This is a genomic window from Streptomyces griseorubiginosus, assembly GCF_001514195.1.
GTDB lineage: Bacteria > Actinomycetota > Actinomycetes > Streptomycetales > Streptomycetaceae > Streptomyces > Streptomyces griseorubiginosus.
The window spans coordinates 404756-423752 of sequence record NZ_KQ948737.1; the positions used below are offsets into that span (position 1 = coordinate 404756).

Genomic DNA, 18997 nt, shown 5'->3' on the forward strand with positions numbered 1-18997 from the left:
GTTTTGTTCACGCCAAGCGTCTCTGACCGACTGGGCCCCAGACCTATGCTCGGACACATGATCGAAACCGAACGACTGCTCCTGCGGCCTCTTCGTGTGTCCGACGTCGATGCCTTCGTCGACCTTCATGCCGACCCGCAGGTCAACCGTTTCGTCGGGACCTACTCCCATCAAACAAGCACTGGAACGCCTCACCGCGATCGAAAGCCAGTGGACCGAGCGAGGTCACGGCCTGTGCGCGATCGAGCTGAAGTCGAACGGGGAGTTCATCGGCCGAAGCGGTCTTCAGTACTGGGAACAGTTCGACGAGGTGGAACTGGGATGGACTCTTCGTGCGGATAGCTGGGGGCACGGCTACGCGACTGAGGCTGCTCAAGCCTGCCTGGACTGGGGGTTCGCCAACCTTGACGCCGACTACTTCACGGCTCTCGTACGGCCTGGCAATGAGGCTTCAGTGAAGGTGGCCGAGCGACTGGGATTCACCCCGCGCCGAGAGGACCACCTGCACGACCGCCCGGTCACGGTGTACGCCCTGGGGCGTCCGACCCAACTGCCCGGTTGATAAAGGCTGTTCGCCAAGTCCGGGCCCTGGTACCTCGTCGCCGACTGCGCCCAGGTGCCACGGATGTACCGCCTCCGGGGTCAGGGCTGCCCACCGCGACCTCGCCAACGATCTGCACACCAACATAACTGATCATTTCAGAATGAGATCTTGGTCTGATGCCTCAGCTGAGATGGTGCTCAGTAGCGGGATGGAACGGGTTGTCCTGCCCACGCGTTGACTCGACGGGACTTTGGAGGGGAGAACCTTGTCGAGTTTGAGCTTCCCGCCGGCACGGGCGGTCGGACGTGGGGCGGCCTGGTACCGCGGGGACTGCCACGTCCACTCCGTCCACTCGGACGGGGAACTCACCCCCGAAGAGTTGGTAGTCCGGGGACGCGCGGCCAAGCTCGACTTCATCGCGACGACGGAGCACAACTCAGCTGCGCCCCCGGGTGCCTGGGGGTATCTGGCCGCCGATGACTTCTTGATCCTTCTCGGCGAAGAGGTGACCACGAAGACCGGGCACTGGCTCGCGCTCGGTATCAGTCCCGGCGAGGTCGTCGACTGGAACCATCAGGTCAGGGACGGATTGATTGATAAGTGCCTGGCCCAGGTCCACCGGGCAGGGGGCCTGTGTGTTGCCGCGCACCCGCATGCGCCCTTCCCCTCGGGGGGCTTCATGTTCCCCTTCCTCGGCTTCGACGTGGTGGAGGTGTGGAACGGACTGTGGACTTCGGATCGGCCCTGGAATGCTGACAACGAGGCGGCGCTGGCGGAGTGGGGGCACAGCCTCGGGGCGGACCTGCAGACGGGCTCGTGGCGGCCGGCGATGGGCAACAGCGACACCCATTTGGAAGGGCAGATCGGAATCCCTCACACCGTGGTCTTCGCCGAGGAACTGACAACGGAGGCGGTCCTGGCCGGGATCCGCGCGGGCCGCAGCTGGATCGCCGAGTCGGCGGATGTGGACGTGTCGTTCTCCGCCTATGCCGACGGTCGCGTTGCCGGGGTGGGAGAGCGGCTCGCGACTCATGGTGGGCAGGTGGAAGTTCACGCGGCAGTACGAGGTGCGCCAGCGGGGACCGTCAGCTTCCACACCGATCGAGGGATGGTTTATCGGGCACCTCTCCCCGGTGACGGGGCGGGAGCGGTGCAGTGGGACACGACAGCGGAGCAGTCGGCGTTCGTCCGCATCGAGGTCCGCCATCCCAACGGTCACGTCGCCGCACTCACCAATCCGATCATCCTCGGCTGACCGTTCGTTTCAGCGTGAGGTGCGGAGGCGGCGGAGGCAGATGAGGCTGCAGGCCAGTTCGAGCAGGCCCTGATGGAGGTCGGCGCGTCGTTCGTAGCGGATCCGGAGCCGTTTGAACTGGTGCAGCCAGGCGAAGCTCCGTTCCACCACCCAACGGACCTTGCCGAGCCCTGAGCCTTGGGCCACGCGGCAGCGGGCTATCAGCGGCTTGACGCCGCGCTTCCACAGCAGGCGGCGGTACTTGTCGAAGTCGTAGCCCCAGTCGGCATACAGGTACCGCGGCTTGCGGCGAGGCCGTCCCCGCAGACCCCGGATCGGCGGGACCGCGTCGAGCAGCGGCAGCCGCTGGTGACATCGTGGCGGTTGCCGCCGGTGAGCGTGACGGCGAGCTGGCCGACCTTTTCGGCTGGGACATCGCGCCAGGCGACGCCGGTCCGCAGTACGTACATCACCCCGGCGAGTGCCGCCCGGTCGGGAACGCGCAGTCGACCGGGATGGCGGCGGCATTCAGGAGCGGGCGGCAGGAGCGGAGCCACGCGCTCCCACAGGTCATCCGGAACAAGATCAGAACGCACACGGACACCTTGCTGACCAAGATCGTTAAGCACAAGACCTGCGGTTCAACTCATTCTGAAACGATCAGTAAGCCGTCACCAACATCCCGTCCGCACCGGCTAAACGACGTCGGGCTCCGTGCCCGGCCACGCTCCGCGCCCCACCAGATCGAGGACGAGTGCGGCGATGTTCCACGCGTCGTCCTCTCCGCGGTGATGGCGGCCCTCCAGCGGCAGTCCGGCTATCTGCAGGGCCTGGGCCATGCCGGGTTTCCTGTGCAGTCCGTAGGCCTTGGTGAATACGGCCTTGGCGTTGGTGTGGTTGCGCTCTGTCGGGTAGCCGAACGGGTAGGCCACTGAATCCGCCTGACTCTGCCGAGCGAACTGGCGGCGGTCGTACTCGCCCCAACTCGCCCAGAGGCGCTCGGCGGCGCCGTACTCCTCGACGAGGATCCGGCATGCCTCGGCGAAGGAGACACCCCGCTCCACCTCGGCTTGCGTCAGTCCGGTCAGTTCCGTGCAGAAGACGCTCACCGTCGAGCGGACGGGGCGGACCAGGAGGCGGTGCCGGGACAGCCGGCGTCCTGCTGACACATCCACGACGGTGAGACCGATCTCGATGATCTCGTTCACGGAGCCGGGCGGCGGCTGCCCGTCCCAGCAGGTGGCTTCCACGTCAATGACGTTCAGCAGGGCGGGTTCGTGGCGCATGGGCCGAGAGTAGAGTTGCGCGCCCGGTACCGGCACCTCAATTTGTGCAGGCCCAGGCGCGCACTCCCCACCGTCCGCATGTGCCGGTTCACGCCCCGGCCGGTCTCAGCGGATGCGGTTCGCCGACCTGGTGGCGGCGTTGAGGAGGTACTCCAGTGGGCCGCGGCGGAAGAAGCGGGACCAGATCGCGGCGAAGAGTACAGCTCCGAGGACGTACATGATCAGGGGGAGCCAGGACTGCTGGGTACCGGTTCCGGCCGGCGTGGAGAACACGGACTGTGCGAGGAAGTGGCCGACGTAGGCGGTCAGGGACATGGTGCCCACGGCGATGACCGGCTTGGCCAGGCGGCGCAGTCGCGGCAGGCGGTCCATCGCCACCGTCGCGCCCACGATCACGAGGATCGCGATGCCGACGCTGCCGATGATGTCGAACGTGGTGCCACTGTGCGGCCCGGCCTGCAGGAGAGACGACGCGGACAGGTCGGGGAACGATCCACCGTCCGCGGGCATCGATCCGCCGCCGGTGGGCATCGGCCCGGAGCTGCCGGACGAGGGCCCGTCCTCCGCGAGACTCCGCAACGCGCCCTTGCCGGCGAGCAGCAGGGACATGCCGTAGGCGGCCGCGGTGAGGGCGGCGCCGAGTGCGGCGAGGCGCTTCTGGACCGTGCCGGAGGAGAGGTCGAGGCGGCCCAGTGCCATGCCCGCGATCACGAAGGACATCCAGGTGAGCGCCGGGTAGAAGCCGGTGAGCAGGAGATCGAGGACGCCGACCTCGCTGAGGTGGCGGAGCGGGTCGTAGCTGTTGATGCTCTGCTGGACCGAGGGAGTCAGCAGTGAGGAGAGGACGTACGCCAGCTGCGGCGCGACGAGGGCGAACGCGGCGGCGATGATCGCGAGGGTCCTGGCCCGCAGGCGCACCAGGGGCAGGGCGAGGAGGAAGTAGACCCCGTAGAAGCCGAGGATGATCACTCCCCCGTACTCGATCGCCATCACGGTGCCCAGGGCCAGCAGGATCACGGCCCGGATCGCGATACGGGCTCTCGCCTGCCGGCCGGCCAGGCCGGTCCTGGGTTCGCGGCGGCCGGCGAGCAGCATCAGCGAGAACCCGGCGAGCGTGGCGAACAGCACCGACGAGTGGCCGTCGGCCATGTACCGGATCCAGCTGGCGACGCCGTGTGTCGCGGACAGCGGGGGACCGATGTGCACGACGTACATGCCGAACACGGCCAGTGCGCGGGCCAGGTCCACTCCGACGAGGCGTCCCATCGAGGGATCGGTCGAGGCGAGGCCGGCGGGCTCGGTGGAGGTCCGGGTAGGTGGAGGCGAGTTCTCCTGCGGTGCCGGTGTCGCCTGCGGTGCCGGTGTCGCCTGCGGTTGTTGTGCCTGTGTCATGAGGAGAACTTCGCGCAGGTGCCCCGGCGCGAACCATCCGGCAGTCTTCGGGCCCTCCCCCGCCGGTCGGCGGGTACCGCCCTGCCGACCGACGGAGTGGACCGCTGCCTCCTGGCAGCCGCTGCGGTTGGGCGCAGGGAGTGGGGTACCCGGCCGCCATGACAAAGTTGCACATTAGAGGACGAAAAGAACATCAAACTCACGATGAGGTCCCCGCGACCGCCGAGGCCGGGCCCGGGCCGGAGGTGGAGCGCAACGCGCCGACGACGCCGACGAAACTGCCGAAGGGCGCCTGGGGAGCGGCTCTCAAAGGCAGCCTGCGCGAGTTCAAGGACGATGAGCTGACCGACCGCGCGGCCGCGCTGACGTACTACGGCGTACTGGCACTGTTCCCGGCGCTGCTCGTGCTCGTCTCCGTACTGGGCCTCACCGGCAGGTCGACCACGGACAAGGTCCTGAACAACCTCCAGCAGTTCGCGCCCGGCTCCGCCCGCGACATCATCACCAGCGCCGTCCAGCAGTTGCAGGGCAACAGCGGCACCGGCTCCATCATGGCCATCGTCGGCCTGGTGCTGGCCATCTGGTCGGCCTCCGGCTACGTCGCCGCCTTCATCCGTGCCGCGAACGCCGTCTACGACATGCCCGAGGGCCGCCCGGTGTGGAAGATCCTTCCCGTGCGGTTCGCGGTGACCGTGGTGCTGCTGGTACTGGCCGTGATCAGCGCACTGATCGTGGTCTTCACCGGCAGCCTCGCTCAGAAGGCCGGACAGGCCCTCGGCGTCGGGGACACCGCATTGACGGTGTGGTCGATCGCCAAGTGGCCCGTACTCGTCATCCTGGTCACGGTCATGATCGCGATCCTGTACTGGGCCACCCCGAACGCGAAGGTGAAGGGATTCAGGTGGATCACTCCGGGGAGCTTCCTGGCCCTGCTGATCTGGATGATCGCCTCCGCCGGCTTCGCGCTCTACGTCGCGAACTTCGCCTCCTACAACAAGACCTACGGCACCATGGCGGGCGTCATCGTCTTCCTCCTGTGGCTGTGGATCACCAACCTCGCCATCTTGCTGGGTCTGGAGTTCGACGCCGAGATCGCCCGCCAGCGGGCCATCGCAGGCGGCCATCCCGCCGGGGTCGAGCCGTACACCCAGCCTCGCGACACCCGCACGTGGGACGAGGAGGACCGGCGCCGCCTGGGCGACACATGACGTCCCCTGCGGCCATTACGGGGGCGTAGGCCTGTGACCTCGGGATACCTGCCTCCCATGAGGCTTCTGGCGGGGGTGCGTGACGGTGATCGGTTTGCGGGCGAGGGGGGCGGTAACGGGTCGGAGGTGCCTGGCCATGATGCGGCTCAGGTCGAACACGCAGGCCGTACCGGACGCCGCCCCAGACCTACGCCCCCCATCCGCACCGCACGCACCGACGCACCCGCACCCGCACCCGCACCCGCACGAAGGCCACCACTCGTGTCCGATCAGCACGCTGCTGCGGCGATAACCGCAGCAGCCGTCATCGCCATGATCCTTTCCGCTCGGTCAGCCATCGCTCACCCGAGCGGCCGTAAACACGTCACCCATTCGACAGGCCACCACCGAACACCCGGCCCCGCTGCCCCTGCCCCAGCCCCTCCGGCAGGCACGGTTCCTGACGACCCCGAACGGGCCGTCCAAGAGGCCGAACAGCACGTCCATCTCTGCTGGCAGCGACTTCGCACACGGGCCGACCCGCTCGAGTGACCTCAGCCGTCGCGGCTGCGGACATCCGGTCCACCCGAGCCCGGACACGGGGAGCGATTTCCCACGGGACTGCAGCGACCGGTGTTTCTGCTGCGACGCCCGGGGGAGAATCGCTTCGGGATCGTGACGATCAGGTCGCGACCGTGAAGTGAGGGAACACCGTTATGGCGCAGGGCAGTGTGAAGTGGTTCAACGCGGAGAAGGGCTTCGGGTTCATCGAGCAGGACGGCGGCGGTCCGGACGTGTTCGTGCACTACTCGGAGATCCAGGGCAACGGCTACCGGAGCCTGGACGAGGGCCAGCGTGTCGAGTTCGAGATCGGCCAGGGCCAGAAGGGCCCGCAGGCACAGCAGGTCCACGCGATCTGATCCCTCTCCTGCCCTGGACCGGCGGACGAGGACGCCTGTCTGCCGGCACGGCGTCTCGATGAGGTCTCGCACGTCCGCAGCCCCCTCGCACGACTTGGTGCGCGGGGGCTGCGGTGCGTTGGTCAGCGTGAGTGGCCGAGGACAGCAAGAAAGGCGAAGTCGCTGTCGTCGTTCGCCGTCGTCGGCAGGGGCAGCCAGGGCGAGACCGGCCGCGCCCGTCGCGATGATCTTCTACATAGCCGGGTGTCCGGGATCAGGCCTTCTTTGAGCCCGCCCCTTCACCCCATGCGGCCCGCGACGTGGCCGCCCGGGTCGTCGGCCAGCACCACTGTGGCCTTGATCCGCTTGCCCACCGGTTCCCGATGCATCTCGATGCTCCGGCAGACGGCCATCACGATCTCGAGGCCGTGCTGGCCCACCCGCCCGGGGTTCGCCGCCTTGGCGATCGGCAGGATCGGTTCGCTGTCCCACACGGTCACCTCGACCGCCCCGTCGATGACCTCCAGGGTCAGCAGGCAGGGGCCCGGAGCGTACTTGCGGGCGTTGGTCACCAGCTCGCTCACCACCAGCTGGACCATGCCCATCGCACGCTCCGACACCGGCAGCCCGTGGACGGCCTGCACATCCGTCAGGAACGAACGAGCCAGCTGACGGGCTTCAGCGATCTCCGCACTGCCTTCGAACGCGGCCGATACAGTCACCGGTCCGCCGAGCAGGGAGTCCTGTCCCTCGCCCATTGCCGTTCGCACCATGCAGCCCGCCTTTTGCCTCAAGCATCTTCAGCCAACTCCCCTCGGATGCCCCGCGAGCCCGACTTCAGACATCGCAAGCGGGCGATCCGGGAAAAGTCACTCACCGTTATCGAACGCATACGAAATGTGCACCGGTTCTGCGGTGGGGGCTCCTGCTGCGCCGTCATGCGAGCACCATCTATGGCGTAGGTGAAACCCACACGTTACTGATCCTTGGGCATACTGGCCTCATGAGTACCGCCGACGACAGCCAGAACCCATTTGGCCAGGTCAACGGGCATGTTCCGGAGGAGAACGGGCTGGTTCAGTACGAACGGGACAAAGCCTGGGTGATCGTCGCCCACGGCGCTTTCGACATGGACACGATCGCGCCGTTCGCCGAGGCGCTTCAGGCCGCGGTGATCGAGCACGCCAGGGTCGTCGTGGACGTCTCCGGCATCACCTTCGCGGACTCGACCTTTCTGAACCTGCTGCTGCACATCAACCAGCAGACGGATCTGCGCATCGTGGCGCCGGCGCCGCAACTGCGACGCGTGCTGGAGATGACCGGAGCCGACACCGTCCTCACGGTGCAGCCGACGGTTGACGACGCGGCCAGGTGAACCCGCGGTCCCCGGCCTGCGGCTGAGCCCGTCCTGCAAGGCTGGGGGGGCACTCGTGGGGTGCATCTGGACGTCCGGCTGGGGCAGAATCATCCCCGCCCGCAAGAGGCGGGCACGTCCGAACGCCTTGAGGAGACGGTGAGCGACAACCACAGAGCCGGCTTACACGACCGCCTTCGCGCCGTCCGGACGGTGGTCGACGGCGTTCGTGTCGTGACCGTGCACGGCGAGATCGACCACGACGGCAAGGACATCCTCGTCCAGGCGCTGCTGTCCGCGGACGGCACGCCGACACCGCAGCGGATCGTGGCCGACCTGAGCGATGTGACCTTCATGGACTCCAGCGGCGTCAACGCGTTCGTCACCGTCTATCAGCAGGTCAGCGCAGATCACGGGTGGCTGCGCATCGCCGGCGCCCAGCAATCGGTCCTGCGCGTCCTTCAGATCGTCGGCATCGACGCCCTCATCCCGTGCCTCCCCACCATCGAAGACGCCCTGAGCGCCTGACCACCCCGCACCCGGCTGTTCCCGTTCAGTCCGTGCTGGGCCGGGCCAGGCCGTGGTCGTAGGCGAAGATCACGGCCTGGATGCGGTCGCGTGCGCCGATCTTGGCCAGGACGCGGCCGACGTGGGTCTTGACGGTGGACTCGGACAGGACGAACCGGGCGGCGATCTCGCCGTTGGTCCAGCCCTTGCCGACGGCCACGAGGATCTCGCGTTCACGGTCGGTGAGCGAGCCCAGCCTCGGGTCCTCGGCGCCGTCGCCCCGGTGGGCGGGGATGTACGGGGCGAACTCGTCCAGGAGGCGGCGGGTGAGAGCGGGGGCGATCACCGCGTCGCCGGAGGCCACGGCGCGAATTCCGGCGAGGAGTTCCTCGGGGCGCGCGTCCTTCAGCAGGAAGCCGCTGGCGCCGGCCCGGATCGCGGCGTGGACGTACTCGTCGAGGTCGAACGTCGTGAGCACGAGGACGCGTGAGCGGCCACCGGCGGCGGCGATGCGTCGGGTCGCCTCGATGCCGTCCATGCCGGGCATGCGGACGTCCATCAGGACGACGTCGGGGCGCAGTTCGGCGGCCTTGCGGACGGCTTCGGCGCCGTGCGCGGCCTCTCCTACGACATCGGTCTCGGGGACGGAGTCCAGGAGCAGGTGGAAGCCGTAGCGTTGCAGCGGCTGGTCGTCCACGATGAGCACGGTGGTCATCGGTCACCGTCCCGGGGCGTGAGGTCCAGGACGGCTTCGACGCACCAGCCTCCGCCGGCCGTCGGCCCCGCGGTGACGGTTCCGCCGTACAGCGCCGCTCTCTCCCGCATGCCCACCAGGCCGTGTCCTTCCTCGTTCGGGGCGCCGGACGGTGTGACCGCCGGGCCGGTGTCCTTGACCCGGATGCTCAGCCGGGTGCCCGTCAGGACGACCGCCAGGTGCACCCGGGCGTCGTCGGCGGCGTGCTTCATGGTGTTGGTGAGGGCTTCCTGGACGATCCGGTACACCGTCAGCTGGACCCCGTCGTCCAGGGTCTCGACGTCGCCGGAGGTCCGGTAGACGACCTCCAGTCCCGCGGCGCGCACCGTGGCGCACAGGGCGCCGATGTCCGCGATGCCGGGCTGCGGGCTGAGCTCGGGCCCGTCGGCCGCACGGTCCCCGGTCTCACGCAGGACGCCGAGCACGCGCCGCAGTTCGCCGAGGGCCTGCCGGCCGGTGTCACCGATGAGCCGCAGGGCCTCCTTGCCCCGCTCGGGTGCGATGTCCGTGGCGTAGGCGCCGGCGTCGGCGAGCGTGATGATGACGGCGAGGTTGTGGCCGACGATGTCGTGCATCTCGCGGGCGACCCGGGTGCGTTCGGTGGCCGTGGCCAGCCTGCTGCGCTGGTCGCGCTCGATCTCCAGCCGGGCCGCCCGCTCCCGCAGCCCGGCCAGCTGGGCCCGGCGGATCCGGATCATCAGTCCGAGCGTCAAGGCCGCCGTCGCCGTACTCGACAGGAAGAACAGCGCGTCCCAGACGGACACGGCCGAGGACACGCGGAGCGCGACCAGCAGCACGGCTCCCGCCATCACCGCGCCGGCCCACGGCAGCTGCCGCAGCCGCCCGTGCAGGGCCATGCTGTACAGGGCCACGAAGAGGGCGACGTCCGCGCGCAGTGCCACGCCCAGGGACCACTGGAGGGCGAACACCGCCGCGATGACGCCGAAGGCCACCATGGGCCTGCGTCGCCGCCACAGCAGGGGCAGTACGAGTCCTGCCTGGAGCGCCAGCATTCCCGCCACGGGCAGCTCGGTGAAGGCGAGCAGGAAGCGGGGCGGTCCGTCGCCGTCGTCCGCGCCGCCGCGCAGCAGGTCGGGCAGACAGAACATCAGGAAGACCACCGCCACGACCAGCGTGTCCAGCACCCAGGGACGGGCCCGGTCGGCCTGCCGCAACCGCTGGCCGCACCGGGAGAGCCTGGCGACCAGCGGTCCCATCCCGCTGATGTCATAGGTGGTCAACGACGTCACCTGTCCATGGTGCGGGGCGTCAGACGTCGCTGCGCACGAGCCGGTACGCCGCGCCGCCCAGGGTGAGTGCCGTCCAGCACAGGAAGACCAGCAGTCCGGCACCGGGCGACAGGGACGTCGCGTCGTGGGTCAGCGCGAACATCGACTGGCCCGCGTTGGACGGGAGGTAGGGGCTGATGTCGTCCTGCCAGGAACTCGGCAGCAAGGACATCAGCCCGGGGATCAGCATGAGGGAGGCGACCAGCACCGAGATCCCTCCTGCCACGGACCGCAGCAGCGCACCCAGCGCGGCCCCGATCACCCCGACCAGGCCGAGGTAGAGTCCGGCGCCCAGCAGGCTCCGCAGGACACCGGCGTGCGAGAGGCTCATGGCCGCGGGCGTGCCGGAGACGATTCCACTGCCGATCAGGAAGGCGACGAACCCGCCCACCGTGCCCACGACCAGGGCGACCAGCCCGAACACCGTCGCCTTGGACCACAGCACGGGCAGGCGGCGGGGCACCGCGGCGAGCGTGGAACGGATCATGCCGGTCGAGTACTCGCCCGCCGTGACCAGCACGCCGAGCACGCCGAGGGCCAGCTGGGCGAAGTTCGTACCGAAGAGGGACAGGCTGACGGCCGTGGAGTCGGCGAAGTCCCGGTCGATGTGGCCGGAGTCGATGCCCGACTTGTAGCGGCTCGCGGAGATCACGCCGAAGGCCACCAGGAACAGCAGGCCGAGGCCCAGGGTGATCCAGGTCGAGCGCAGGGACCACAGCTTGGCCCACTCGGAGGCGAGGACGCGCCGTCCGGTCACCCGGTAGGCGGGGCGGGCGGGAGCGGTCCTGGGTTCCTCCGCGGTCGCGGTGAGGGTGCTCATGCGGGCCTCCCGAGGGTCTCGATGGCGTTCGTGGTGCCGGAGGCACTCCCGGGCGTGGTGCCGGAGGCAGTCCCGGGCGTGGTGCCGGTCGTGGTGCCGTGGTACTCGACGGCATCCCTGGTCAGGTCCATGAACGCCTCCTCCAGCGACACGCTGCGCGCGCTCAGCTCGAACAGGGCGATGCCGTGCTCGGCGGCCTTCAGCCCGATCTCGCGGGCGCTGAGCCCCGTCACCTGCAACTCCTCGGAGCCGATCGTGCCGGTGATGTCGACGCCCGGCCCGGCCAGGGCGTCCCGCAACCGCGCCGGGTCCTGAGTCGCGACCTTCACCGTGTCCCCGCCGGCCTCGCGGATGAGCTCCGCCACGGTCGTGTCGGCCAGCAGCCGGCCGCGCCCCACGATGATCAGATGGTCCGCCACCAGGGCCATCTCGCTCATCAGGTGGGAGGACACGAACACCGTCCGGCCCTCGTCGGCGAGCCCCTTGAGCAGGTTGCGGATCCACAGCACGCCCTCGGGGTCCAGCCCGTTGACCGGCTCGTCCAGCATCACCGTCTGCGGATCGCCCAGCAGCGCCGCCGCGATGCCCAGCCGCTGGCCCATGCCGAGGGAGAAGGCCCCGGCTCGCTTCTTCGCCACGCTGCCGAGCCCGGCGAGGTCGATCACCTCGTCGACCCGGCGCGCCGGAATGCCGTGGGTCAGCGCCAGGGCCCTGAGGTGGTTGTACGCCGAGCGGCCGGGATGGATCGACTTCGCCTCCAGGAGCGCGCCGACCTCCTGGAGCGGTGCCCGGTGGAGGGCGTAGTGCTGACCGTTCACGGTGACGGAGCCGCTCGTCGGGGCGTCGAGGCCGACGATCATGCGCATCGTGGTGGACTTGCCCGCGCCGTTGGGCCCCAGAAAGCCGGTCACCGTACCCGGCCGCACCGCGAAGTCCAGCCCGTCGACGGCTGTCTTCTCACCGTATTTCTTGGTCAGCTGCCGTGCGTCGATCATGCGCGCTCTTCCTGTCGGTCCGCGGCGTCCGTCCTCTCCGACGCCTCACGGGCCACGTTAGGAGCGGTTTTGTGCGATCCGGTGGTACTGGGGGGCTGTTCGTGGGCGGGGCGCGTGGTACCGGGGTACTACGGGGGGTGCGCGTGCGTCGTACCTGGTCGTCGGCTGGGCGGTGGGTGCTGGGAGCGGGGTGGGTAGAGGAGCTGCTGCCGTGCTGGGCGGGGGGTGGGAGCTACGAGGGCAGTACAGCTCACGTCGGCTGGACGACTGCCGGCATGGCTACGGTCGCCTCCTGGCCGACCGCTCCGATTCGAGCGTGTCGGCCTGCCGGCCACGACGTGGGTGGCGTGATTGTGTGCCAGGGGCTTGGGTGACGGCGGTGGCATCCCACCTCGGTCGGGGCTCTGGGCAGGGCGGTTGCCGGCCTCTCCCAGGCGTTCCGTGATGATCGTGGCTGGATTTCGTCACCGGTGCGTCACAGGTCGAAGTGCCGGAGAACTGCCGGGTCGGTGCTTCTGTCTGGATCGACGAGGGCGGCACGGAGCCGCTCTTCGGACAACCGGAACCCGGGGGACAGCATGCGGTACGTGAACGGAATGCGCGGTTCGGCGATGGCGGTCGTCGTGGCCTCGGTGGCCCTGGCGGTGGCGGGGTGCCAGCCCGGCGGAAGCGGCGCGGACACCGCGGACGGCGGCCCCACCGCATCCGGGTCCGGCAGCTCGGCGGCCTCCTCCACGCCCGACGGGTCGAAGCCCGCGGGATCCGTCTCCAGTTCCTCCACCCCTTCCGGCCCCTCGACGCCGTCCGCCTCCCTGCCCACGCCCACCGCCTCCGCACCCGCGCCGTCCGCACCGGCCGCCGGTGGCTCGGCCGCGACCTGCTCCGCGAGCAGCCTCAAGGCGACCGCCCGTCAGGCCACCGTGCGGCCTGACGGGACGGGCACCGGTGCGGCCGTCGTCGAGTTCACCAACGTGTCCGCACACACGTGTTCCCTCAACGGGCACCCCACGGTGGCCGGCGCCGCGAACGGCTCCCCCGAGCTGAACGTCCCGCTCACCGTCAAGCCGACCGGAACGGCGACGGCCGTGAAGGTGGCCCCCGGCGGCAAGGCGTGGGTGAAGCTCACGTACGTGCAGGTCCAGGGAGAAGGCGACGGGTACTGCGAGTCCGGTTCGGCGCCCGTGCTGTACCCCACGATGGTGGTCGGGCTGCCGGGCTCCGGAGCGCACCAGGTGGGCCTGGACGACGGTCAGTTCGCCGAGTGCGACGACACCGTGACCGTCACCCCCGTGTCAGCGGTCAAGCCTGCCTGATTTCAGCGGTGTTGGGACTCAGGGCCTCGCGGACGGCCGCTTGCGGTGAGGCCTTGAGCCGACGTGTTCCCCCGCGTTTCCGCCCTCGCCGGGACGGGACGCGGTCGGTGTTCAGTTGCTCGCCGAGGCCGAAGTCGGGACCGCCGATGCCTTGGTCCGCAGGGCGCGTTCGCAGTGCGGCCAGTCGTGGAAGTCGTGGTTGCGGGCCCAAAGGCGTTTGGCGGCCTGGATGTTCCATTCGGGGTCCAGCGCCTTGAGCGGAGTGCCACCCAGTTCACGCAACCGGGTGTCGGAGATCTGGAACAGGCCCCAGTTCCTGCTGCCGTTGGTGTTCGGCAGGATGTGCAGCGGGTCCAGGAAGGACTGGCAGTCGGCGATGGCGACGGCGTCGTCCGGTGCCTCGTCGAAGACCACACGTATGCGCTTGCGGACTTTTTCCGGCGCCCAAGTGTCCATGCGCGCCTTCGAGTCGTAGAGCGCCTTCTTGGTGTCCGCCGTGACGACGCCGTTCGGCGGGAGTCCGGCGATCACCTGGAAAGCCGTCACCCTGCGCAGGGTCTGCGGGCCGAAGTCGCCGTCCACGCCTATGACGGCGCCACGCCGCTCGAGCAGCGTCTGTACTTCGCGCACGCACTCGTCGTGCTGCCCCATGCTCACGACGGGCGAACAGACGGAGGAGAACAGGGTCCGCGGATCCGGCTTGTCGGCCCGGTCATCCGGCGTGGAGGCCAGGGACACGGCCCATCCGACGGTTCCGAGAACGGTGACGGCGGCCGCGGCGGTCAGGGCGAGGGTCCGTCGATTCGCCGGGAGGCGCTTGGGGCTCGGCTCCTGGAGGCCAGGAGCGGAAGCAGGCTCCGATGCAGGCGACTCCCTTATGGCGGGCACGGGTTCCTGCTCGGCCGCGGTCGATACGGGGTGCGCGGAGGCGGCTTCCTCGACGGTGACGGCCTCTGCCTCCTCAGCCTCGGCCTGCTTATCAACGACATCGCTCTGCGCGGTGTCCTCCTGCGGCACCCGTCTCTCGCGCTCCGCGTCGGCGAGAGCCCACAACCGGTGCAGTTCGCGCAGTTCGGCGGAGGCGGCTCCGCATGCGGTGGCGATGCGGTGCACGGCGCCGTAGTCCTGCGGGACCGACGAGGCCGCGCAGTACCGGTGCAGGCTGGAACGGCTGATGCCGGCTCGCTGGGCGAGAGCGTCGTAGCTGAGCCCGGATCTCCTTTTCAGCGCGCGCAGTTGAGCGGCGAGTCGCTCGACCTCCATGTACTGGTTCATGAAGAACCCCCCTCTTGTTCGCACACGCTCGCCCGTCCTGGCTGCGTGTCGGCGCCTGTCGACGGTCCGATGCTCCGTCGGTCCGGGACGTGGTCACGATCCCGGCGGCCCAATGTGCCAGAAGTTGCCCGGCCGAGCGGGGAGTTGGGGCTTCCGGATGCCGAAGAGTGCTCTGTCGGTATCCCATGCGCCTCCCAGCCGCGCCAGGAACACGCAGCTCAGAGGGTGCGCAGGAGTGTCAGCGTCCCAGACGGGCCCCTTCCGCTTGTCTGGCCCGACGGGACCCGCCACCGTGACGCCGTCGGTGCCTTGACCCCCACTCATGAGGGGGGCGAAGACAGCCCGTCACTTGCTCAACCACGCGCTACGGATACGGGAGAACAGATGAAACACCGCACGACCTTGATGCGCACTGCGGCCGCGATTCTGCTGGCCGGCGGCGGACTGCTCGCAGGAACCCCGGCTCACGCGGCCGCCGCCGCGTGCTCGGGGTCGGCCTGCGACGGCAAGGACCCCTCCGTCTACTGCCAGGGCGACGCGCGGACCGTGCAGAGCCTCAGACTCGGGCAGGCCCTGCTCGAACTCCGCTACAGCCCCAGCTGCCGGGCCGCCTGGGCCCGCATCTCCAACGCGGGCTACGACACTCGGGACCAGTTCACCCCGTACGCCACCGTGCACCGCAACAGCGACGGGCGTGAGTACTCCTGTTCGGTGCCCAACGGCGACACCGACTGCTACACCCGCATGGTCAACGACGCGAACGTCACGTCGTATGCGAAGGGAATGTGGGACAGCGGCGCCCGCATCTACGAGGACCGGACCGGGTCTTACTGAGCCTCCCTGTCTGATCACGGAGTTCGGCCCGGGCGGCAGGCTTTCCCAGCCGCTCGGGCCGCTCACGTTTTCGACGTGGGGATCAGCCGGTCACGTGCCGGGTCGTCGCGTCTGCGGTGCCTGGATCCTGTTCTTGCCGCCGTCCGACGCCACAGCGCGGACCTGGGCGTTCGCCACTTCAGGCGCAGGGCGGTCAGGCGAAGCGCGAACGCCAGCAGTCCGACCGCGACCGCGGTGGCCACCCGCAGGGTGGACGTGGCGTGCAGGACGGTGACCAGGCCGGCGCCGCAGACGGCGGGGACGACGTACAGATCGCGGTCCCATATCAGCGACGAGGGGATCTCCCGGGCCAGCACGGAACAGACGACTCCGCCGCCGACCGCCGTGGTCACCCCCAGCGCCGCGGAGGCCGGGGCGTTGAGGCCGTGCTGGAGGGCCTTGACGGTGCCGGTGACGCAGAACATGCCCAGCGCGCCCGCGTCGGCCACGTCCCAGGCCGTGTCCCACGAATGTGCCCGGGAATTGAAGAAAACCAGCAGAGTCGCCAGGAACGGGGCCGTCGCGTATCCGAGGTCGGTGAAGGCGACCGGCTGGATGCGGAGCACCAGATCCCGGAAGAGGCCGCCGCCCAGACCGGCGGCCTCGGCCAGCAGCAGGGTGCCGAAGAAATCGAAGTCCTCGCGTGTGGCTATCAAGGCCCCGCAGACGGCGAAGGCGAACACCCCCACCAGATCGAGCGGATACTGCACGTCTCCCGCGATGCCGTGCAAGCTGTGGATCATCTGGGGCTCCTTGAAACCTGCCCTTCCTCGGCCTTGCAGCCCGACGCCGGGGCGAGCGGGGAGACAGGTCTCGGCGGCAGCGCCAGGGGTGTTTCTGAGAACGACAACGCCTTTGCTCCGGGGCCACGTTATCGAGATGGCAGCTCGGTCCGCGCTGCCATGAGCGGAGAATGAGCGGTAGTTGATGACAGCCGGATCAGATGCTTTCGGAGCGGACCGAGTCCGGTCCGTCGTGGGCCGAATGCGGTTCGCGGACACCTGAGAGCTGTCCCGCATCCGCGGAGTACCTTGAAGATCGAGTGCTGCTCGTTCATCCGTCGCACTGCCAACGGAACCGCCCGAGCACCTGAAGGCACAGCGAAGTCGTCTCATTCGGGGGCTACCTGCGGGGAATCCGCGGCAGGGCCGGCCATCTCCTGCAACTGCGGCTTCGACACCGCCGGTTCGGGCAAGGCGCGGACCAGCACCCAGCTCAGGGCGGGCATCAGGATCAAGGGTGTCAAGGCCGTACGCAAAGAGGTGGCGTCGGCGATGACGCCGATGACGGGGCTGGTCAGGCCGCCGACGCTGACCATGAGGCCGAGGGTGATTCCACTGGCCGTTCCAACACGTGTCGGCAGATAGTCCTGGGCGAGCGTGACCTGCAAGGAGAACGGCACGTACAGGCCGATCGACGTCAGGGCCACGAAGAGGAAGATCGCTGGTCCGGGCACGAACACCACTCCGGCGACGGCCGCCACGGCGATCAGGTACGACGTCCTCACCACAGTGACCCGGTCCCAGCGGTGGGCCAGATTGCTGCCGACCACGGTGCCGACGGCTCCACCCAGGTAGAGCACCAGCAGTGCGGCCGTCCCCGCTGTCGTTCCGCCGTGTGTCGCCTCCCGGACCTGGAAGGCGACAAAGGTGCTCAGTCCGACGAAGGCGATGGACCGGCATATCACCGCCGCCGACAGCCGCACGAACGATGGCCAATCGTCTCGCCCTGCCCCGGGCCCCTTGCCGCCATCGGCGGCCAGGGACTCTTCCAGTCTCCGCAACACCGGCAGCGTCAGTGCGCCACCGACCAAGGCGGGAAGGATCAGCAGCGGGGACAGTCGCAGCCCGCCCGCGGTGATCACTACCGTGACCAGGAGGGGGGCCATCGCGAACCCGATGTTGCCGCCCAGGGAGAACCACCCCATGGAGCGGTGACTGCCCCTGCCGGCCAAGCGCGCGACGCGGGCCGACTCGGGATGGTAAGCGGCTATGCCGACGCCGGACACCGCAATGAACAGCAAGGTGAGCGGATATGAGCTGCTGACTCCGCTCAGGGCCACACCGAGACCGCCGAGTGCGGTACTGACCGGCAGCAGCCAGGGTATGGGGCGGCGGTCGGTGAGTGCGCCGAAGAGGGGTTGCGCCAGGGAGGACAGCAGACTGGCGGCGAGCACGATGCCCGACGCCTCGGCATAGGTGTAGCCCCGCTCGACGACGAAGAAGGGGAGCAAGGCCGCTACGGCGCCCTGATAGACGTCCACGCAAGCATGTCCCAGTGACAGAAGGCCGATCGACTTGTTCGGTGGCATGACGCCATGGTTCTCCGCGACCACCCTGGCGCACTTCCGATAATCTGCCAACCAATGAGGGATATCCGCCATCTGCCGGTGGCACCGACGACTGCCCGCCAACTGGCGCCAGGCACCGGCATCGACGCCCACCGGCACGACGACCACCAGATCGTCTACGCGGGCCGGGGCGTTGTCGCCGTCACCACGGGCGCGGGGTCATGGATGGCCCCGGCGACCCGGCCGATCTGGATCCCGGCCGGCATCGTGCACTCCCACCAAGCGCACGGCGAGCTCGAACTGCATCTGATCGGGCTTCCGGCGGACACCAACCTGCTCGACCTCGACGAGCCCACCGTGCTGAGGGTCAGCCCGCTGCTGCGGGAGCTGATCCTCGTCTCCACCCGCCAGCCGACAGATGACAGTCCGGAACAGCGACGCCTGCGTGCCGTCCTGTGCGACCAGCTGCGGACCTCGCCCCAGCAACCGCTGCACGTGCCTGCGCCGAGAGCGCCGCAGCTCAGAGCTCTCTGCGACATGCTCCATGCCGACCCGGCCGACAACCGCACCCTGGCGGAGCTGGGCAGCGAGGTCGGCGCCAGCGACCGGACCCTGTCACGTCTGTTCAAGGCCGACCTCGGTATGACGTTCCCGCAGTGGCGCACTCAACTGCGGCTCTCCCACGCCTTGGTGCTGCTCGCCGAGAACACTCCGGTGACCGTGGTGGCGCACCGGTGCGGCTGGTCCTCGGCGAGTGCGTTCATCGACGTCTTCCGCCGCGCCTTCGGCCACACGCCGGGACGTACGACGGACTTCGCACCGGCGGCGGATCGAACGCAGTAGCCCACGCCGTCAAGGTCCGCCCGCGCAGCCGTCCGGACACAGAGCCGACGCACGAGGGGGTTTGAGTGAGTGTCAGGTCCATCATGCCTGGTCGTAGCCGCTTTCGGTAGGACGAAGCGCACGTCCGTCCGGCCTTGTTGCA

20 protein-coding genes and 1 pseudogene are annotated in these 18997 nt (G+C 69.0%); 9 read left to right on the top strand and 12 right to left on the bottom strand.

The window, feature by feature from the left end:
* Nucleotides 1-109: 109 nt before the first annotated feature.
* Entirely contained in the window at nt 110-562 is a 453-nt protein-coding gene (locus AQJ54_RS20180; RefSeq protein WP_248845398.1) for a GNAT family N-acetyltransferase, read from the top strand.
* Nucleotides 563-809: 247 nt separating this feature from the next.
* Nucleotides 810-1799 (top strand): CehA/McbA family metallohydrolase, encoded by a 990-nt coding sequence (locus tag AQJ54_RS20185; protein ID WP_248845399.1) that lies wholly within the window; start codon nt 810-812, stop codon nt 1797-1799.
* Nucleotides 1800-1808: 9 nt separating this feature from the next.
* On the opposite strand, the pseudogene AQJ54_RS43730 reads toward AQJ54_RS20185, so the two are convergent.
* The 3 genes and pseudogenes from AQJ54_RS43730 to AQJ54_RS20200 all read right to left on the bottom strand — a co-directional run bounded on the left by AQJ54_RS43730 (nt 1809) and on the right by AQJ54_RS20200 (nt 4330).
* Nucleotides 1809-2374, bottom strand: a pseudogene (locus AQJ54_RS43730) (transposase).
* Nucleotides 2375-2473: 99 nt separating this feature from the next.
* Nucleotides 2474-3064 carry a 3'-5' exonuclease gene (locus AQJ54_RS20195; protein WP_062239294.1) on the bottom strand — a complete coding sequence of 197 codons (591 nt, stop codon included), beginning with the start codon at nt 3062-3064 and terminating at the stop codon, nt 2474-2476.
* A 105-nt stretch (nt 3065-3169) separates the two neighbouring features.
* On the bottom strand, nt 3170-4330 hold the full coding sequence (locus AQJ54_RS20200; RefSeq protein WP_062239297.1) for a DUF418 domain-containing protein: 1161 nt from the start codon (nt 4328-4330) through the stop codon (nt 3170-3172).
* 284 nt (nt 4331-4614) lie between these two features.
* On the opposite strand from AQJ54_RS20200, the gene AQJ54_RS20205 reads away from it, so the two are divergent.
* Entirely contained in the window at nt 4615-5664 is a 1050-nt protein-coding gene (locus tag AQJ54_RS20205) for a YihY/virulence factor BrkB family protein (protein ID WP_079069948.1), read from the top strand.
* Between the two features lie 695 nt (nt 5665-6359).
* The gene (locus AQJ54_RS20210; protein WP_020140946.1) at nt 6360-6563 is read left to right on the top strand and encodes a cold-shock protein; all 204 of its coding nucleotides are present in this window, start codon (nt 6360-6362) and stop codon (nt 6561-6563) included.
* 278 nt (nt 6564-6841) lie between these two features.
* Here AQJ54_RS20210 and AQJ54_RS20215 read toward each other — a convergent pair whose 3' ends face one another.
* Nucleotides 6842-7315: an ATP-binding protein gene (locus tag AQJ54_RS20215; RefSeq protein WP_062239300.1), complete on the bottom strand. Its 474-nt coding sequence runs from the start codon at nt 7313-7315 to the stop codon at nt 6842-6844.
* A 230-nt stretch (nt 7316-7545) separates the two neighbouring features.
* On the opposite strand from AQJ54_RS20215, the gene AQJ54_RS20220 reads away from it, so the two are divergent.
* Nucleotides 7546-7917, top strand: coding sequence for an STAS domain-containing protein (locus AQJ54_RS20220; protein ID WP_062239302.1), 372 nt, complete (start codon nt 7546-7548; stop codon nt 7915-7917).
* Between the two features lie 138 nt (nt 7918-8055).
* Complete coding sequence (locus AQJ54_RS20225; RefSeq protein WP_062240445.1) at nt 8056-8424, top strand: STAS domain-containing protein; 369 nt, start codon at nt 8056-8058, stop codon at nt 8422-8424.
* 25 nt (nt 8425-8449) lie between these two features.
* Here the strand turns inward: AQJ54_RS20225 and AQJ54_RS20230 are convergent, their stop codons facing one another.
* From AQJ54_RS20230 to AQJ54_RS47795, 5 genes are all read right to left on the bottom strand, one after another.
* On the bottom strand, nt 8450-9118 hold the full coding sequence (locus AQJ54_RS20230; protein WP_062019770.1) for a response regulator: 669 nt from the start codon (nt 9116-9118) through the stop codon (nt 8450-8452).
* Complete coding sequence (locus AQJ54_RS20235; protein WP_169808245.1) at nt 9115-10374, bottom strand: sensor histidine kinase; 1260 nt, start codon at nt 10372-10374, stop codon at nt 9115-9117. Before AQJ54_RS20235 ends, AQJ54_RS20230 begins: the two co-directional genes overlap by 4 nt.
* Before the next feature lie 52 nt (nt 10375-10426).
* Nucleotides 10427-11266 (bottom strand): ABC transporter permease, encoded by an 840-nt coding sequence (locus tag AQJ54_RS20240; protein WP_062239308.1) that lies wholly within the window; start codon nt 11264-11266, stop codon nt 10427-10429.
* A complete protein-coding gene (locus AQJ54_RS20245) occupies nt 11263-12261 on the bottom strand; it encodes an ABC transporter ATP-binding protein (protein ID WP_062239311.1) in 999 nt (332 codons plus the stop codon). Before AQJ54_RS20245 ends, AQJ54_RS20240 begins: the two co-directional genes overlap by 4 nt.
* Before the next feature lie 475 nt (nt 12262-12736).
* A complete protein-coding gene (locus AQJ54_RS47795; RefSeq protein ID WP_428843799.1) occupies nt 12737-13159 on the bottom strand; it encodes a hypothetical protein in 423 nt (140 codons plus the stop codon).
* A 22-nt stretch (nt 13160-13181) separates the two neighbouring features.
* Between AQJ54_RS47795 and AQJ54_RS47800 the strand changes: the two genes are divergently transcribed.
* On the top strand, nt 13182-13574 hold the full coding sequence (locus AQJ54_RS47800) for a DUF4232 domain-containing protein (protein WP_388423132.1): 393 nt from the start codon (nt 13182-13184) through the stop codon (nt 13572-13574).
* A 111-nt stretch (nt 13575-13685) separates the two neighbouring features.
* Here the strand turns inward: AQJ54_RS47800 and AQJ54_RS20255 are convergent, their stop codons facing one another.
* Entirely contained in the window at nt 13686-14849 is a 1164-nt protein-coding gene (locus tag AQJ54_RS20255; protein WP_062239317.1) for a helix-turn-helix domain-containing protein, read from the bottom strand.
* A gap of 384 nt (nt 14850-15233) precedes the next feature.
* Between AQJ54_RS20255 and AQJ54_RS20260 the strand changes: the two genes are divergently transcribed.
* Nucleotides 15234-15683, top strand: coding sequence for a DUF2690 domain-containing protein (locus AQJ54_RS20260; RefSeq protein WP_062019780.1), 450 nt, complete (start codon nt 15234-15236; stop codon nt 15681-15683).
* A 62-nt stretch (nt 15684-15745) separates the two neighbouring features.
* On the opposite strand, the gene AQJ54_RS20265 is transcribed toward AQJ54_RS20260, so the two are convergent.
* A complete protein-coding gene (locus AQJ54_RS20265; RefSeq protein WP_062019782.1) occupies nt 15746-16465 on the bottom strand; it encodes a trimeric intracellular cation channel family protein in 720 nt (239 codons plus the stop codon).
* Nucleotides 16466-16833: 368 nt separating this feature from the next.
* Nucleotides 16834-18033, bottom strand: a complete 1200-nt coding sequence (locus AQJ54_RS20270) for an MFS transporter (RefSeq protein WP_062240447.1) — start codon at nt 18031-18033, stop codon at nt 16834-16836.
* A 54-nt stretch (nt 18034-18087) separates the two neighbouring features.
* On the opposite strand from AQJ54_RS20270, the gene AQJ54_RS20275 reads away from it, so the two are divergent.
* The gene (locus tag AQJ54_RS20275; protein WP_062239319.1) at nt 18088-18855 is read left to right on the top strand and encodes an AraC family transcriptional regulator; all 768 of its coding nucleotides are present in this window, start codon (nt 18088-18090) and stop codon (nt 18853-18855) included.
* The last annotated feature ends 142 nt before the right edge of the window (nt 18856-18997 follow it).